Source organism: Roseovarius sp. BRH_c41 (genome assembly GCF_000961715.1).
Taxonomy (GTDB): Bacteria; Pseudomonadota; Alphaproteobacteria; order Rhodobacterales; family Rhodobacteraceae; genus Roseovarius.
Map to the genome: position 1 here is coordinate 117,315 of NZ_LADY01000019.1, position 15,978 is coordinate 133,292.

General features: G+C 55.8%; 14 protein-coding genes. 8 read left to right on the plus strand and 6 right to left on the minus strand.

All coding sequences use genetic code 11. From position 1 onward, the window contains the following. The first annotated feature begins 113 nt into the window (after positions 1-113). Positions 114-791, plus strand: coding sequence for a VPLPA-CTERM sorting domain-containing protein (locus tag VR71_RS05440; protein ID WP_296429910.1), 678 nt, complete (start codon positions 114-116; stop codon positions 789-791). 58 nt (positions 792-849) lie between these two features. Here VR71_RS05440 and VR71_RS05445 read toward each other — a convergent pair whose 3' ends face one another. From VR71_RS05445 to VR71_RS05460, 4 genes are read right to left on the minus strand one after another with little or no spacing between them, the layout of a single operon-like run. Then, the gene (locus VR71_RS05445) at positions 850-1,737 is read right to left on the minus strand and encodes a glycosyltransferase family 2 protein (RefSeq protein WP_296429912.1); all 888 of its coding nucleotides are present in this window, start codon (positions 1,735-1,737) and stop codon (positions 850-852) included. Next, on the minus strand, positions 1,737-2,549 hold the full coding sequence (locus VR71_RS05450) for a CpsD/CapB family tyrosine-protein kinase (protein ID WP_009816188.1): 813 nt from the start codon (positions 2,547-2,549) through the stop codon (positions 1,737-1,739). Before VR71_RS05450 ends, VR71_RS05445 begins: the two co-directional genes overlap by 1 nt. A gap of 30 nt (positions 2,550-2,579) precedes the next feature. Next, on the minus strand, positions 2,580-4,130 hold the full coding sequence (locus VR71_RS05455; protein WP_045681893.1) for a hypothetical protein: 1,551 nt from the start codon (positions 4,128-4,130) through the stop codon (positions 2,580-2,582). Beyond that, positions 4,127-4,984, minus strand: a complete 858-nt coding sequence (locus VR71_RS05460; protein ID WP_296429914.1) for an AAA family ATPase — start codon at positions 4,982-4,984, stop codon at positions 4,127-4,129. Before VR71_RS05460 ends, VR71_RS05455 begins: the two co-directional genes overlap by 4 nt. Before the next feature lie 548 nt (positions 4,985-5,532). Between VR71_RS05460 and VR71_RS05465 the strand changes: the two genes are divergently transcribed. From VR71_RS05465 to VR71_RS05495, 7 genes are all read left to right on the plus strand, one after another. Further along, the gene (locus VR71_RS05465) at positions 5,533-6,213 is read left to right on the plus strand and encodes a sugar transferase (protein WP_040650324.1); all 681 of its coding nucleotides are present in this window, start codon (positions 5,533-5,535) and stop codon (positions 6,211-6,213) included. 128 nt (positions 6,214-6,341) lie between these two features. Further along, positions 6,342-8,768 (plus strand): tetratricopeptide repeat protein, encoded by a 2,427-nt coding sequence (locus VR71_RS05470; RefSeq protein WP_296429916.1) that lies wholly within the window; start codon positions 6,342-6,344, stop codon positions 8,766-8,768. Between the two features lie 143 nt (positions 8,769-8,911). Next, positions 8,912-9,520, plus strand: a complete 609-nt coding sequence (locus VR71_RS05475) for a polysaccharide biosynthesis/export family protein (RefSeq protein WP_009816182.1) — start codon at positions 8,912-8,914, stop codon at positions 9,518-9,520. A 9-nt stretch (positions 9,521-9,529) separates the two neighbouring features. Further along, entirely contained in the window at positions 9,530-10,939 is a 1,410-nt protein-coding gene (locus tag VR71_RS05480) for a hypothetical protein (RefSeq protein WP_045681897.1), read from the plus strand. 171 nt (positions 10,940-11,110) lie between these two features. Next, positions 11,111-12,706: a VPLPA-CTERM-specific exosortase XrtD gene (xrtD, locus tag VR71_RS05485; RefSeq protein WP_045681899.1), complete on the plus strand. Its 1,596-nt coding sequence runs from the start codon at positions 11,111-11,113 to the stop codon at positions 12,704-12,706. A 42-nt stretch (positions 12,707-12,748) separates the two neighbouring features. Next, positions 12,749-13,813 carry an acyltransferase gene (locus VR71_RS05490; protein WP_045681900.1) on the plus strand — a complete coding sequence of 355 codons (1,065 nt, stop codon included), beginning with the start codon at positions 12,749-12,751 and terminating at the stop codon, positions 13,811-13,813. A gap of 50 nt (positions 13,814-13,863) precedes the next feature. Next, positions 13,864-14,523: a rhomboid family intramembrane serine protease gene (locus VR71_RS05495; RefSeq protein WP_045681902.1), complete on the plus strand. Its 660-nt coding sequence runs from the start codon at positions 13,864-13,866 to the stop codon at positions 14,521-14,523. A gap of 7 nt (positions 14,524-14,530) precedes the next feature. Here VR71_RS05495 and VR71_RS05500 read toward each other — a convergent pair whose 3' ends face one another. Beyond that, positions 14,531-15,037 carry a glycosyltransferase gene (locus VR71_RS05500; RefSeq protein WP_296429918.1) on the minus strand — a complete coding sequence of 169 codons (507 nt, stop codon included), beginning with the start codon at positions 15,035-15,037 and terminating at the stop codon, positions 14,531-14,533. Then, positions 15,034-15,516: a glycosyl transferase gene (locus VR71_RS05505; RefSeq protein WP_040650321.1), complete on the minus strand. Its 483-nt coding sequence runs from the start codon at positions 15,514-15,516 to the stop codon at positions 15,034-15,036. Before VR71_RS05505 ends, VR71_RS05500 begins: the two co-directional genes overlap by 4 nt. Positions 15,517-15,978 lie beyond the last annotated feature (462 nt).

Below are 15,978 nucleotides of genomic sequence, written 5' to 3' on the forward strand. Positions count from 1 at the left end.
ACGCCCAGGAATATGGCGGAAATGTGCTGAAAATTGGAATTTCTGTTTTTCGGATGTCCATCAGTATAGTACAGTCAACTTGATAGATGCGAAGCAAATTTAGGAGCGAAAGAATGTTGAGTTTTTCGAAGACGGTTGCTGCTGCGGTAGTTGCAGGATGTCTTATGATGCCGGCCGCGACTGCTTCTGCACTAACGGTAAACTTTGTTGGTGGGGACGGCGGCAACACCGGCACAGCCATTACTGGCACTGGTTTTGTGAGCCAGAACAATCTGGCCAATGGTACTGCCAATATCGACTTTGGATGGCTTGATACTTCTCCCGCCTATCTGGCGTATTCGGAGTTTACGGCAAGCACATCTTTTAAACTCACCTTCCAAGATTATGCTCCGGAATCTGATCTCGTTGGAGGGACTGGCGCCCGTAGCGGTTTCCAACTGTTCCGCGGCTCCTTCGCTGATGGCCCTGCTGGTCTGACCGCAATGATTCCGCAAACTCCGGTCGGAGAGACGCCGTGCGGTGCTGACGTGCTTGCGAACTTTGGGTCGACTGATTGCGTTCTGGTGACCGGAGCAGGCAACGTAGGTACAACTTTTGTTGTGCCCCCATCAGTGTTTGGGCCATTTTCTGGTTCGACATCATTTGTTCTGATGTTCTCGGAAGGGAACAATCCAAACAATGGGAGCGCAGAGTTCCTGATTTCGGCCGTACCGTTGCCAGCAGGTGGTTTGCTTCTGCTGACTGCACTCGGTGGTGTGGCTGCTCTGCGCCGTCGTCGCAAGGCTGCGTAAAAGAACCGCATATCCTATTGGAAAGGGCCGCATGACGCGGCCCTTTTCTTTTTGTGGCTCAGATCTCGAGCCCTATGGCCTGACGCAGCATCCAGATCATGCGCAGGAGTCGTAGGCGAACAAGAGTGCCCCCTGCGCGCAGCCGATCACCCGATCCTGAAAGCTTTGGGCTGGTCAGCACCTTGGGCAAATGCACCAGAATGCTGAGCGGCATGGCCAATCCCTTGAGTGCCCATTTTATACGGACGTTCAAGCTGCCTCCGGTTTGTCCGAACATCTCCTGCATTATGCGCCGCCACTTGCCTCGCAATGCGAGCCAGTCCTGTCGTGAGGGGTGTCCCACGCGCAACGCGTCCTCGTAGATTAGCCGATATCCCTTGGCTGTGGCGCGGAAGGACCAATCGCGGTCCTCGGATACCCCACCGCGAAAAGGGCCCACATCCTCGAACACGTCCCGCCGGGTAATCAGGTTGCCGGTCCCGGAAAATCCCTGCACCTCGATGTAATGGCGAAAATCGAAGGCAAAGACCGCCTCAAAGGCTTCGGCCCCACTGCGCGGTGGTGGGGTTTCGTCAAACACCTCGACCCGCCCGCCGATCAGATCGGCTCGGTCCGAGACCTTGCGCCCAACCGTCACCCAGTCGGAGGCCGGCAGACAGTCAGCGTCAATAAACATCAGGCGCGGCGCGCGGGTCTCTTGCACGCCTCTGTTACGGGCCGCAGCAGCGCCTTTCTCAGTTTCGATGACAAAGCGGATGCTGGGGAATTTCGCCTGTGTTTCCGTCAATGGCTGGGGAGAACCATTATCCACCACCAGGACCTCGCAATCTGAGAGATCATTTTCTATCAAGGCAAACAGGCAACGCTCCAGACGCACCACATCATTGTAATGTGGGATAATGATCGCGATCTCGGGGATCGCTTCTTGTATCCCGAAGTCTCCCATCAATAGTAATCATATCCTTCAGTGTCGCTGATATAGCGGCATTTGTTCAGAACGATCCCCATCACATTGGTCAATTCTGCCACTTGCCGCTCGGCCTGATCAATCCGCTTGATTGAAGTGGACTCCGCAGCGGCTATGATGATTGCGCAATCGACATTCTGGAGAAAGGCGATGTTGTCATCGCTGGCATTGAGTGGCGAAATGTCGAAAAGCGTCAGACTGGGGGCATAGTCCTGTTCTATCCCTTCCAGAGCATCGCGCGCTGCCTGGCTCAGCAGAAGTTCAGAAGGATTGGCTGCCGGGCCATTATTGAAGCCAAATGCCACCCGTTCCCCCAGGCGCAGCCCATGTTCGGCAAATCGTACATGACCATTCAGCACATCGCTCATGGAATGATCGCTCTTTTGTCCCAGAGCTTTGTGAAGCGACGGGCGGCGCAAATCGAGATCGATGCAGAGTACACGCATATCGCGCTGGCGCTCGAAGCTGAAAGCCAGATTTGACACAGTGGTCGTTTTTCCAGCTCCCATATCGGGTGAAACGATCGCTATCCGGCGCCAACCATTGCTCTGGGCCTGATGGATGATCTTGGTCCGCAAGAGATCATAGGGGGCTGCATCGCGCCCCGCTTCAGCGGCAACCACCCGACGACTCTTGAGCAGGGCACGATTGAGCTTGAAAGGTGCGAGGGCCGCCCAAGCTTCTTCGACCGATTGGTTGGCTTTGGGTGGGGAAGCATGTTCCGTGCGTGTGGCGCTGCCCTGCTGGCGCTGTGCGCGGGCCTTGGCCAGGGCTTCCTGAATGCGTTCCATCTCAAGCGCTCCTGATATCGTTATGACCGGTCACCAGCGGACGCCGATCTTGTTCATGACGCGGTCGGCCAAAAGGTCGAGCGGCAGGTAATAAAGGTGCACGGCATAGACCGCTACGGGAATACCCACGAGGATCACCAGATAGAGGGTGATCTTGATCAGACGCTTCCAAACGATCTCTGAGCGGCTGCGCATGTAGGGGATGGTGGCCAGAGGGCTTATCCCGATGCGGTTGACTATATCCTCTGGTCGCCGGGCCGTACGGTTGAGCACCTCAATCAGTACGATAAGGCCTATCCCTGCCAGAATGCCAAAGCCAGTGCCGCCCCCCGCAATGAGTACCCGGTTCGGTTTAGTCGGCCGGTTGGACACTGCGGGCGGTTCTATGATCGAAATCCGTTGACCGCGTGACAACGACTCGATCCGCTCGCCGGTGCTGGCTTGGGCCAGGCGATCGACGGCCGTGTTATATTGTGCTTCAATATTGGCATAGGCCCGATCCAACTCTTCGAGCGTGACAGTGTTGGCTGGTGTCTTGGCCAGCGTCTCATTCAGATCTTCCAGCCTTGCGATGCTGTCTTCGCGTTGCTCCTGCAGTATGGAGATACGCGTTTCTAGTTCACTTAACTGCAAATCCAGCGTGATGGATCCACGACTTGGAGCGGACGTGCTGGACTCCGGCTCCTCTGTTACAGTTCGGGAGGCGATCCGCTCTTCAAGTTGTTCGATCCGGGCCTCCAGCATTTTCACCCGAGGGTTTTCCGGTGCATATACGGATAGCGTTTCGTCAAGTTGGGTACGCATTTCTTGCAATCGCTGCTCATCGGGTGACAGGCCTGCGCCATTATTACCCTCTAACTGTCCGGTCGCCTCGAATATCTGCACCAGCCGCTCGCCTTGATTTGTGAGCGACTTGATATCCCGGTCGATCTGGCGAACCTGCTCTTGCAGCGTGGCTTGTTGATTCAAGCGGTATTCGACGCTTTCGGGCAAAGCGCTGGAATTTCTGGTCTTGAATTCGAGAATACGCGCGCTCTGCGCGTCGAGATCCTGACCCAGTCGTTGGACCTCTTGTTGGAAGAATTCCAGCGTATTCCCTGCCCGCGAGGTGCGGAATTCGGCATTCTGCCGTTCGATCAGGGTCAGATATTCGTTGAGGACACCGGCGGCAATTTGTGGGCTGCGGGCCTCAAAGCTGATATTCATGATTGGCGTTGGATTGCGACCCCTGGCCGCCTGAATGGTCGTACGCGCCCGCATCGCTTCAACGATGGCATCCGCAGACATCTGCTGAGTATCCTCAAAAACAGTCTGACTGCGGGCGACATCGAGCATGTTGGCCCGGGTCATCAACCGCTGCTCGATTATTTCGAGTTGTTCGGACAGGCCCACCATAACCGTAGAAGCGGCCAGCTCCGAGGGAATTTGAGGCCCTTCCAGCAGCAGGCGAGTTTGTGATTCATAGGCTGGCGGCAAGGTGAAAGCCGCAATGACAGACACGGCCGAAATGATCACTGAGACGATCAGGAAATAATGCAGACGCCGGAGGAAAATCGAAGAGTAGTACTTCAGTTCGTTCATGTTTTTTCACTCTCTTCTGATGCAAGGGAGGCTGCAAAGAACAAGCCGTCTTCAAGCACGCTCCGAAGGATGTCTTCGGTCACTGTTCTCTCCTCCTTGCTCCATGCATAAACCATTGCGATGTCACACAGCTGATTGACAAGCCGTGGTACTCCGTCGGTCTGATCATGGACCATCTTACAGGCAGCAATGGTAAATTCATCACCTTGTCCGCCTACGATTCGCAACCGGTGCTGGATGTACTGCGCCACCGTGTCTTGATCCATCGCCGGGATATGAAAACTGGCCGCCACTCGTTGTGCCAGCTGTTTCATCTTGGGGCTGCGGATCACATCGCGCAACTCTGGCTGCCCAATCAGAATGAGTTGAATGAGTTCATCCTTATTGGCGTTGATATTCGTGAGCATACGCAGCTCTTCCAAGCCTTCCATCGACAGGTTCTGGGCCTCGTCGAATATGAGGATTACGCGTCGTTCCGCTGCATACTCTGAGATCAGAAAATCCTGCAGTTTCTGGAACTTCTGAACATAGCTGGCGTCATTCGGAACCTCGACAGACAGCGCGTTGAGAACCCATTGCAAGAGCTCTCCGCGCCCGCCTTGGGCGTTGGAAATGAGGCCGATGGTGATGGAGGCGTCAGTCTGCTTGAGCAGATGCTGAACCAATGTCGTCTTGCCAGAGCCAATTTCACCGGTCACCACAGTGATCGGCGCCCGCGAGAAGATTCCGTAATCCAGGACCGTATAAGCGTTACGATGCGCCTTGGACCAATAGAGAAAGGCCGGATCGGGCAGCAGCGTAAACGGACGCTCCGACAGGCCGAAAAAATCTGCGTAAAGGGGCTCCGGTCTCATATGCATCTTTCAAAACAGACTCTGCATCTTGGCACCCACAGTTCGACCCTCAGGTCTATGTTCGGCACCCCACCATATTAGAGCATGAGGCTCTGACATCTGCCCTGTCCATGTCAATCATTCAACAAACAAATCCCACGCTTTGATGGCAGGAGTAAGAAAATTGAGGGATGATCTGGGCAGACCGAACTTTTCAGCACCATTTTGAGTGCGAATCGGGTAAGCTTATTTGAGAACGATTTTTACTCTTTGCCATGTTTGTTTCGAATGTGGAGACAGTCTTTAAAAGCACGTTTTATTTTGCTTGTCGGGCACCACGAGGAAAGGGCTGAAATTCAAGAGCTTCATATACTTGCACGTCTATTTTTGGATTTTGTCCAAATTATGTCTTGTTTTAGGCGATCCGTGATTGTTCACTTGTTATAGGCGATCTGTGATTGTTGATTAAACAGGGGGTGTGTTGCTCTTCAGTCGAATTGATCGAAGTGGATTTTACCACATCGGGTGTTTTGTATTTGCTCGTGTCAAAAGTGAGTGGAGAATATTAAATGACCTTCCAAGATTTTTCCGAGACGCAGCTTCAAAGTAATGCTTCCAAGCGGAAACGCGGTCAGCGCCGTCGCGCCATTTATCGCAACAGTGCAAAGCGGTGTCTTGATATAGCTATGGTGCTGCTGACCTTGCCGGTTTCCCTGCCGCTTATTCTGGGCATGATGTGTCTTGTGGCATTCGACCGGCGCAGTCCGCTTTATTTCCAGAAACGCCTCGGGCGCGGTGGTCGCATCTTTTACATGGTCAAGATCCGTACGATGGTGCCGGGGGCTGATGCACTGCTGGAATACCACCTCCGCAAGAACCCCGAAGCCCGGCGTGAATGGGATGAAACCCAAAAGCTCAAGCGCGACCCGCGCATCACGCGAATGGGTTGTTTCCTGCGTAAATCTTCGCTCGACGAGCTGCCTCAGCTATGGAATGTGCTCAAGGGTGACATGTCGCTGGTTGGGCCACGGCCCATGATGGTGGATCAAGAGGCACTTTATCCCGGCAAAGCCTATTTCGAACTGCGCCCCGGCATCACCGGGACTTGGCAGATTTCGGATCGCAACGAGTCAAGTTTTGCCGAGCGGGCGGGCTTCGACACCCGTTATCTGGCCTCTTTGTCGCTCTCACAGGATCTTTTGATCCTGTTGCGGACGGTGACCGTGGTTATCCGCGGCACTGGATATTGATACGCCAGCCTCGAAAGAAGTTTGGCAACTTATGTCGCGAAATCTGATATATCAAAAAAGGACCGGCACGACCTATCTGGTGCCTAGTGCGGATTGTTGTCCCGGCCCAAAGATGCAAGAGTAGTGACATGATTAAAACGACATTTCTGGCGCTCGCCACAGCGGGCCTGCTGTCTTTCTGCGACAATGCAGAAGAGAGAGTGGATAGACATTACAAATCTGGACTCGAGTTGCTGGAAGAGGGGGACGTGGATCGTGCCCTGGTCGAATTCCGGAATGTGTTCAAGCTGGATGGCCAGCATCGCGAAGCCCGGTTGAAATACGCAGAGGCCGAGCGCGCGCGTGGCAATATCCGCGAGGCTTATGGCCAGTATCTGCGGTTGGTGGAACAATATCCCGACAGCTTGCCCGGTCAGCGCGCTCTGGCGGAACTGGCACTGCAGACCAACAACTGGGAGGCCGCACGCAAGCATGGGGCCGCTGCGGCGGAGTTGGCTCCCGAAGATCGTCTGGTACAAGCTGTGAACACGGCTGTGACCTATCGCGATGGGCTTGCCGCTAACGATACCTCAGCCCTGCGCGAGGCGGTGACGAAAGCCCAGGCGCTAGTGTCCGAGAATCCTGATCTTTTGGTGGTCCAGAAGGTGATCATCGACGATCTTGTGCGTGCGCAGGACTGGGCTGCTGCCCTCTCGGCGATTGATGCCGCCCTTGGTCAGGCGCCTGACAACCAAGAACTCTACACGATCCGTCTCGGCGTTCTCAACCAGCTAGGGGAAACGCGTGAAATCCGGGCGCAGCTCGAAGAGATGATAACGCGCTTTCCCGACGATGCGAGCGTGCCTGCCACCTTGGTGCGGTGGTACATGTCGCAGGGCGATACTGAGGCCGCCGAGGGCTTCCTGAAACAACGGGCAGAGCAGGAGCCGCGCAATGTCGATGATATCGTCATCTATATCGGATTTCTCGCCGAGGTACATGGTCGCGAGGTCGCCAGCGCCGAGTTGGACCGGATCGTTGCAAGCGATCCGCCTGAACGGGAACGGCTGATCGCCTTGGGCGCAGGTTTCCGCTTTGATCTGGGTGACCGCGATGCGGCCATTGCCGAGATGGAAGCGTTGATCAAGGGTTCTGAGCCGTCTGATGCGCGACGCAGCATCATGGTCATGCTGGCCCGCATGCTGGAGGCCACGGACAACAGGGTCGGTGCGCGGGCTCTGGTCGAGCAAGTGCTGGAGGAAGACAACAGCCAGACCGAAGCGATGAAGATGCGGGCTGCATGGCTGATTGAAAGCGATCTGGCTGATGAGGCAATCGTTACTCTGCGGTCGGTTCTGGGGCAAGCGCCTAATGACGCGCAGGCAATGACCCTGATGGCTCAGGCTCATGAGCGTGCCGGCAATCGGGATCTCATGGCGGAGATGCTGAGCCGTGCTGTTGAGGCCTCCAGAAATGCGCCGGATGAATCGCTGCGCTACGCGCGTCATCTGATCTCGGAGGAGAGCCTGCGCACAGCAGAGACCGTGCTGATCAATGCACTGCGTTTGGCCCCTGACAATACCGCCCTCTTGAGCGGCTTGGGCGAAATTTATATGCGCGAGCAGGACTGGCCGCGTGTGACACAGGTCATCGAGACCCTGAGGCGCCAGGACAATGCTCCGGCAGAGGGGATCGCCAATGAGCTGACCGCGCGTCAGTTTGCGGCGCAGGATCGCGAAGGCGAGCTTCTGAGCTTTCTCGACTCGCTTGCCAGCGAAGGCGCGCAAGGCATGGGAGCAGCAGCGACGATCGTGCGCACCCGTCTAGCGCAGGGCGATACAGAGGGGGCGCTGCACTATGCACGTGAAACCCTTGAGGCCAATCCCGGCGATCTCAACGCGCGGTTCCTGATGGCGTCCGTGCAAGCGGTGGCGGGTGAGACCCTGGCTGCTGAGGCGGCGTTTCGCGACTTGGCCAAAGAATCTCCGCAGGATCAACGCTTCTGGCTGGCGCTCTACAATATCCACGCGGTGCAAGAAAATGCACAGGCGGCCCGGCAGGCAATTCTGGACGGGCTCGCCGCTTCCCCCGAGAATCTTCGGCTCAACTGGGCTCTGGCGGGTATTCTGGAAAGCGAAGGTGATCTTCAAGGGGCCATCGACATCTATGAGCGGCTCTATGCGGACAACAGCAACAACCTGATCATTTCCAATAACCTAGCTAGCCTGCTGGCAACCGGGAAGGAGGATGCGGAGAGCCTCGAACGTGCCCATGACATCGCGCGGCGCCTGCGTGACCGTGGCGTTCCGGCCTTTCAGGACACGTATGGCTGGATCGCCTTTCGCCGCGGTGACTTTGGCGCGGCCCTTGCAGCGCTTGAGCCAGCGGCGGCTGGATTGCCGGAGGATCCGACAGTGCAGTATCATCTGGCTCGCACCTATGCCGCGCTCGAGCGCGATACAGAGGCTCTGGCCCAGTTCCGCAAGGTGGTCGAGGTTGCAGAGAACGGCCCTGCCCCTGCATTCATGGAAGAGGTCAAAGGCGAAATTGACCGGCTGTCCGCCCGGATTGAGTAGAACAGCATAGAGAGCGGTCGCGAAAACTCCCTGAAAGCGCTACAAATCTGCCGCAGCTTTGAGTTTTCTTGAATTTGCGTATTTTGCCGATCCATCAAATAGCGTAAATTTCATACAACTGAGAAACGGGACAGAGGCACGAGATGATCAGATTTCTTACAGCGGTCCTTTTCCTGATTGGATCAGCCACCATTTCCATGGCGCAGGACATCTACCGCATCAAGCCGGGAGATACGTTGCAGGTTGAGGTTCTCGAAGATCCAAGCCTCAATCGGAATGTTCTTGTTCTGCCAGATGGGTCAATCAGTTTCCCGATGGCTGGTACGGTCAGAGCGGGAGGCCGCAGCGTCGATGTTGTCGCAAGCACCCTGTCGGAGGAAATGACCGGGAATTTTGCAGTCGCACCGACTGTTTTGGTCTCGGTCGCCGCCTTGGCTCCAAGGGATGCGCCGCGTGCTGCGGCTGGGCCAGAATTGATGAATATCTATATCGTAGGTGAGGCCAACACCCCCGGCCGCAAGGAGGTCTTGCCCGGAACCACGCTGCTCCAGTTTCTGGCAGAGGCGGGCGGGCTGTCCCGATTTGCGGCCGAGAAACGCATTCAGCTGCGCCGCGTCGACCCAAGGAGCAATCAAGAAACCGTCTATCGCTTCAACTATCGGACGATGGGGGGGAGCGATAGCATCAGTGGCACGACGGTACTGGCCCCGGGCGACGTGATCGTTGTGCCTGAGCGGCGTCTGTTCGAATAAGGGCGGGCTGTGACGCGCTCCCATATCCTGATTGGTGCCGGATGTCTGTCTGTGTTCTCTCTGGGTGCAGGGCTGACACTCGCGCAGCAAGGCAGCAGCCCGGAAAATGGTGGTCCGGTTCTGACTTTTGGGCTCAGCTCGACGCTCAGCGCGACGGACAATTATAATCTTGACCCGAATAACAGCGAGAGTGCCGAACTCTTCGACAACAGATTATCTTTCGGATACCTGAACCAGCGCGCCAATGACGTCTTTCGCTTTGATGTGAGCGGGCTCTTGCGCGCCAATGAGCCGCCAGGTGATAGCCGCACATTCGACGATCAGCGCGCGCGGCTCGGCTATGATCGCCAAGGGGTGAACAGCGCTCTCAGCTTTGGGGCCGACTATAGTCTCGCCTCGATCAATTCACTCGATCCGTTCGACCAAAATCGCTTCTTCGATGATCCGCTTGAAGAAAACGATCTCGCCGAAGATCAAGGCGACCGCCAGCAGATATCGAGCCGCTTCCGGTTTGAGGCCGGACTCGATAATCCGGTGGGCTTCATCCTCGACGGGCGTTACCGCGAGCAAACCTACAACGACACCACGGATCCTGATCTTTTTGATAGCGAGCTTTTCAATCTTACGGGGACAACGCGATTCACTCTCAGCCCTGTCACCGAGGTGCGGACGATTCTGCGTTATGATGACTACACAGCGGATGATACCGAGCAGACGAACCGTCAGACCAGTAGTTTCAACTTGGGGCTCACACAGGCGCTCTCGCCGATAGATACGCTTGATGTCGTGGTCGGATTTCAGAGTATTGAAACCGAAGAAACTATTCTGGGAATACGCGACGCGGACACACAGACGGGTGTGATCGGCAGCATTGATCTCACGCGCGAACTTACACGCGGCACCATTGGCACGTCATTCGACCTGCGCGAAAGCGTGAATGGCCAGACCGCCACTTGGCTTGTCAACCGGGACTTGCCGCTGCCACGCGGTTCGATTGAACTCAGCCTCGGCGCCACCAGTGATGTGGATGACACGGTCCGCCCAGTGGGTAGCTTGGACTTCACTCATGAGATGAAGCGCAGCACCCTGACCGCATCGCTTTCGCGACAGGTTACCACCAGTTCACGGTCGAACGAATTGCGCACCACTGAAGCCTCTTTGGGTTACAACTATGAGATCAACTCGTTGTCCGAGATATCATTCTCGGCGAATTACGCTGAACTCAAACAGGCTGGCGGTCCGGCAGTGAATGACACCACGCGCACTGACCTGCGCGCCACCTATTCCCGCAACCTAACACCCGACTGGCGGCTCTCTTCTGGCTATGAATATCGGCTGCGGGATGAAACCGGGGTGGGCGACGCCTCATCGAACCGGGTGTTTCTTACACTTGAGCGGGAGTTTACTGTGCGTCCCTGATCTTGGGTCACTGTACGTCCTTGGAAAACAGACTGTTCAGGCTCTGCTTTGAGCACGTATCCGACCCGTTTTGAATCGCTTTGGCGCGGATTTTCCGATAGAAATCCCAATAGCATAAATGCTTCTGGCATAGGTCAGGGTGGTGAGCCGTTTTAAGGGGAGTGTGACAGCATGTCCATGACAGATCAGTCTGGCCCAAGGCTTTTCGCCCACCCGCTCAACCTGGGCGGGCTCTTGTGGTTTACGTTGCTTCTAGCCGGATCGATTCCGATCTTTTGGATCGGTTTTGTCTCCCTGGCACAGGCTTGGTCCACGGCTGAATACAGCCACGGGCCACTCATCCCACTCATCTCGCTCTATCTCTTCTTGCGGGAACTGCGCCGTCTGCCGCTGCCCAAACCCATTGTGCAGGATCGCGCACCTGGGCTTATTGTCATTGTGCTGGCGCTCTTGCTGGCGATTGCAGGCAACCTGACTCGCATTCCCGATATCGTGACCTATGCCTTCATCATCTGGGTGGGCGGCGTGGTGCTGACGATCTTTGGTTGGGAGCGCGGCAAGCTGCATCAACTGGGCGTGGTGCATCTTATTTTCATGTTGCCCCTGCCGCAGTTTGTCTATCTCAAGCTGACCATCGTGCTGCAGACAATCTCTTCGGAAATCGGTGTGTGGTTCGTGGCATTGATGGGCGTGCCAGTCTATCTCGAAGGCAATGTGATTGATCTCGGGGTCTACAAACTGCAGGTGGCCGAGGCATGTTCGGGGCTGCGCTATCTCTTCCCGATCCTCAGCTTCTCCTATCTCTTTGCCATTCTCTATCGTGGACCAGTCTGGCACAAGGCGGTGCTGCTTCTTGCGGCTGCTCCCCTGACGGTGTTGATGAATTCCTTCCGCATCGGGATGATCGGGGTGATGGTCAACAGCTATGGGATTGAACAGGCTGAGGGCTTTCTGCATTTCTTTGAAGGCTGGATCATCTTTGGTGCCTGTATTGCGATCCTGTTCTTCATGGCCGTGGTCCTGCAGCGGCTGACACCGGATCCCAAACCTCTGTCGGAGGCAATTGATCTCGATACCAGCGGATTCGGAGCGATCGCCGGACGCCTCATGGGCATCCGCGCCTCGCGCGGGTTAATGGCGGGTGCGATCCTGACGCTTGCGGTCTCAGCCGGATGGGCGCTGCAGCAGGGCAATGACCCCACGGCGGTAGATCGTGATCCTTTCGTACTCTTTCCGCGGCAATTTGGGGAGTGGTCGGGGACCTTCTCGATGCTCGACCCGGATATCGAGCGGATACTGGGGGCCACCGACTACCTCGCGGGCTTCTATCGCAATCCAGAAGAACCCGCTCCGGTCGAACTCTTCATAGCTTTCTACGACAAGCAGACCGAGGGTGCCGGCATCCACTCCCCTGAGGTTTGTCTGCCTGTTGGCGGATGGGAAATCTACAGTTTCGAGACCGTGGCGCTGGATATGGCGGGCACCGGCTATGGCTCCTTTGAAGCGAACCGCGCGATAATTCAGAAAGGCCTGTCGGAACAGCTCGTCTATTACTGGTTCGAGCAGCGCGGCAAGCGTATGACCAATGACTTCAAGGCCAAGATGAGCGTGGTCTATGACAGCCTGACGATCGACCGTACCGACGGGGCTATCGTGCGCTACATCACTCCGATACTGAAGGATGAGCCTGAAGGTGCTGCCGATGCACGGCTGCAACGCTTGATGCGTGAGAGCCTGCCCAAGCTACCAAGGTTTGTACCGGGGTGAGGGGTAATGGATGGATATGGCTGAGCGATTTGGGGTAGGTAGATGAAAGAGCGCCGACTGCTCGGAAACTATACTACCCTGCGGGACAATAATTTTAATCTTTTGCGCATCTTGGCTGCTATCTGCGTATTAATCTCTCATGCCTATCCACTCTCGCTCGGCGCGGGAGCGGAAGAACCGCTTGAGAGATTTCTCGGGGGCATGTCGCTAGGCAGCGTGAGCGTGCTTGTTTTCTTCTCAATCTCAGGTTTTTTTATAACCAAGAGCTTCGTCTTCGGTGTTTCTTGGCAACAGTTTCTCATTGCACGCGCCTTGAGGCTCTTTCCTGCACTCGTTGTTGTGCTGGTGGTGACGATTGTTTTGGGTGGTTTGCTCCTAACAACCGCAGATCCTGTTACGTTTTGGGGCTCGGCACCTAGTTACTTCCTGCGCAATCTAACTCTTGTCAAACTCGACTACTCACTGCCGGGCATTTTTGAAGGAAATCCCTATGGGACAGCAATCAACGGCTCACTGTGGACGCTGTTCTATGAGGTGGTCTGTTATACAGGTATCTTCATCGCGGGGATTCTAGGTATTCTGAACCGGCCTCGTCTCTCGGCGCTTTGTCTTGGACTAGCGATTATGCTTTGTCTCCTTATGCCCTATCTACCGGCACATTTGAGGCTTCAACTGCTGTCTCAGCTCGCCCTACCTTTTGCCATCGGCATGGGTTTCTTCCTCTGGCGCAACCTGATCCCGCTCAGCCCATTTTTAGCTGCCATGTTAGGCTTTCTAGCTTGGTCAGCGTACGGCACCGAGATCTTCCGTCCCGTGTTCGTACTGGCACTTTCTTATACTGTCTTCGTGCTTGGGTATTGGCCAAACGCATTTTTGCAGAGCTATAACCGACTGGGAGACTATTCATACGGCACCTACATCTATGCCTTCCCGGCTCAACAACTTGTTGCAAGTTTGGGTGTGACCGATCCGCTCGTTAACATTGCTATTGCGCTTCCCGTCACTCTCATCTGTGCGGTACTATCTTGGCATTTCATTGAACGGGCAGCATTAAACCTCAAGCCAAAGTTCTTTTTGGACCCAGTGCGGACGCATGGTCCTTCATGATATTCTAATTTAACCTTAGGAATAGTCCAGTTTGACTCAGAATATATAGAATGGACAACCAACACTCAGCATCAGAACGCTCGCGCCTTTGGGTGTGGGTCGTCGCTCATGGCGCATTGCTGCTGATTTTGTTAGTTTGTGTTGCGGTCGAAGGCGTCCTGCAGGGGGCTGACTATGGGCTCTGGGGGTCACCGCGCTGGCGTGGATTGACCTATCAGTATGGCGGGTTTTGGCGGGGGCTCTTGGATAACTGGCAGCCCAACTATGCGGCGCAGCCCGTGGTGATGTTTGCCAGCTATGGGTTCCTGCATGGGGGGGCCGCGCATCTTCTCGTCAACATGATCACGCTCGTCTCGCTTGGGCGCTTGGTGATCGAGCGTGTGGGCCAGCTTCGGTTTGCCGTGATCTATGTGCTGTCGCTCTTGGGCGGGGCCGTGGGGTTTGCTTTTCTGTCTACGGCGGTGCAGCCCATGGTTGGCGCGTCTGGGGCGCTATTCGGGCTGGCGGGGGTTCTGATGGGCTGGGAGTATACCGCCCGTCGTCTGGCACATGAGGGGATCGGGTCGGTGCTGCGGGTGGTCGTACTGCTCATCCTTCTCAACCTCGTTATGTATTGGGGGATGGGCGGTAATCTCGCTTGGGAGACCCATTTTGGGGGTTTTCTGGCGGGTTGGCTTGCGGGATGGTGGGTGCAAGAGAGCGAGGACTAGCCGAGTTCTACTTCCCAGTGTTCAGGACGAACTTTCGTAATTTATCGGTGAAATCCGTGGCCGCGAACGGGTCTATGGCGGCAGTTTGTGACGTCCCGACCGCCTGCATGGCCGCGTCAAGGCAGCGGGGCAGGTCATGTTCGTCGCGCGCCTTGAAAAGCCTGGGATGCTCTTTCAGCCTTTCGACCGTGGCGAGCTGATGGTTGTTCCTGTGTTCGCCATATTTGATCTGCCGGGGCATGATGCAGATCTGCTTGTCTTGGGTCAATGCCGTCAGGATCGTACCCATGCCGGCATGTGAAATGATGAGGTTTGCTTTGCTGAACACTTCGGCATAGTCCGCCGGTGAAAGCCGTGCCTTGGTTTCGAAATTTCGCGGCGTATACGGGTCATGAGTCGCCGGCAGGACTTGACCAAATATGCCACAAGACGGCTTGGTTTCATCCGCCCACTCATCCACGGCCCGTACGAGCCTGTCGAAGGAAAGTTGCGTCCCGGTGGTCAGAAAGATCACAGAACCGCCCCCATGAAATGCGGCCCTTCAGGGCGCGCCAGATGCTCCCATTGCGTGAGCCACAGGTCGGCATACTTCCTGACTTCCTGACCAGATCTTGACAGTTTCTCGGCATTGGCCATGCTGTCGATCCAAATGGTACGCGCGCCGAAGAGCTTTCCAAAACGCAGGGCAAAATAGCCGGGCGCAGCACCTGTGGTGATGATCACGTCCGGCCGGTGGCGCAGCACCAGGAAAAACACCTCGAAAAGCTGACGCATGAGGCGTAGCTTCTCGGAGAGATTGGCATCCGTGACCGATGAAAATTTTGGCGGCGGGTTACCCTCATTCCGGGCCATGGTCTTCACGATGTCCGCAAGGCCAGGTTCGGTACTCAGATAGGTGACGTGCAATCCGTCCCAAACCTTGCGCATCCTCATTAACTGAACCCAGTGCCCTCCGGCCGAGGCTACGACCATGAGCATTGGGCGAGAGGGCATGCTAATATTCCTTCGTGCAATAGGGCTTTAAAAACTCGTATGCTCGTCTGGAAAGACTATTTGAAACTCACTACCGCTGCAATAATTCTGCCGAAGACCATTTTAGTCAAGACGTTCTGGCCAGCCGTTCCATCAGATCACCAAGGCCGCCTCATAAAGCGCCAGTTGCTTCAAGCGGGTTTCGAGCGCAGTCGTCTGAATCGCAACAGTTTGACCCGGTGTTCATAGGCTTCAACGATCCGTGTCAGGATGTCCGCAGCGCTCTGGGTGGCGCGTCGAATAAGTAAACGATGGTGCCCTAAATGTCACGCTGACAGATCGGCATCCGCAAACCGGTTGGGAAAAACCGTTCTCTGTAGTCCAGCGGAAGCCAATATGCCCATGAGAGGTGATGAGACGGCCACCAAGACCCCTTGGATAAGATATTTTAGGGAGGGGCTATCTCTTGCGATGGCATTCGCT

Bases quoted from the DNA above. Each gene is read 5' to 3' on its own strand.
- VR71_RS05440 (WP_296429910.1), top strand. From the start codon at position 114: ATGTTGAGTTTTTCGAAGACGGTTGCTGCTGCGGTAGTTGCAGGATGT.
- VR71_RS05505 (WP_040650321.1), bottom strand. From the start codon at position 15,516: ATGCCCTCTCGCCCAATGCTCATGGTCGTAGCCTCGGCCGGAGGGCAC.
- VR71_RS05465 (WP_040650324.1), top strand. From the start codon at position 5,533: ATGACCTTCCAAGATTTTTCCGAGACGCAGCTTCAAAGTAATGCTTCC.
- VR71_RS05475 (WP_009816182.1), top strand. From the start codon at position 8,912: ATGATCAGATTTCTTACAGCGGTCCTTTTCCTGATTGGATCAGCCACC.
- VR71_RS05460 (WP_296429914.1), bottom strand. From the start codon at position 4,984: ATGAGACCGGAGCCCCTTTACGCAGATTTTTTCGGCCTGTCGGAGCGT.
- VR71_RS05470 (WP_296429916.1), top strand. From the start codon at position 6,342: ATGATTAAAACGACATTTCTGGCGCTCGCCACAGCGGGCCTGCTGTCT.
- VR71_RS05445 (WP_296429912.1), bottom strand. From the start codon at position 1,737: ATGGGAGACTTCGGGATACAAGAAGCGATCCCCGAGATCGCGATCATT.
- VR71_RS05450 (WP_009816188.1), bottom strand. From the start codon at position 2,549: ATGGAACGCATTCAGGAAGCCCTGGCCAAGGCCCGCGCACAGCGCCAG.
- VR71_RS05495 (WP_045681902.1), top strand. From the start codon at position 13,864: ATGGACAACCAACACTCAGCATCAGAACGCTCGCGCCTTTGGGTGTGG.
- VR71_RS05490 (WP_045681900.1), top strand. From the start codon at position 12,749: ATGAAAGAGCGCCGACTGCTCGGAAACTATACTACCCTGCGGGACAAT.
- VR71_RS05455 (WP_045681893.1), bottom strand. From the start codon at position 4,130: ATGAACGAACTGAAGTACTACTCTTCGATTTTCCTCCGGCGTCTGCAT.
- xrtD (WP_045681899.1), top strand. From the start codon at position 11,111: ATGTCCATGACAGATCAGTCTGGCCCAAGGCTTTTCGCCCACCCGCTC.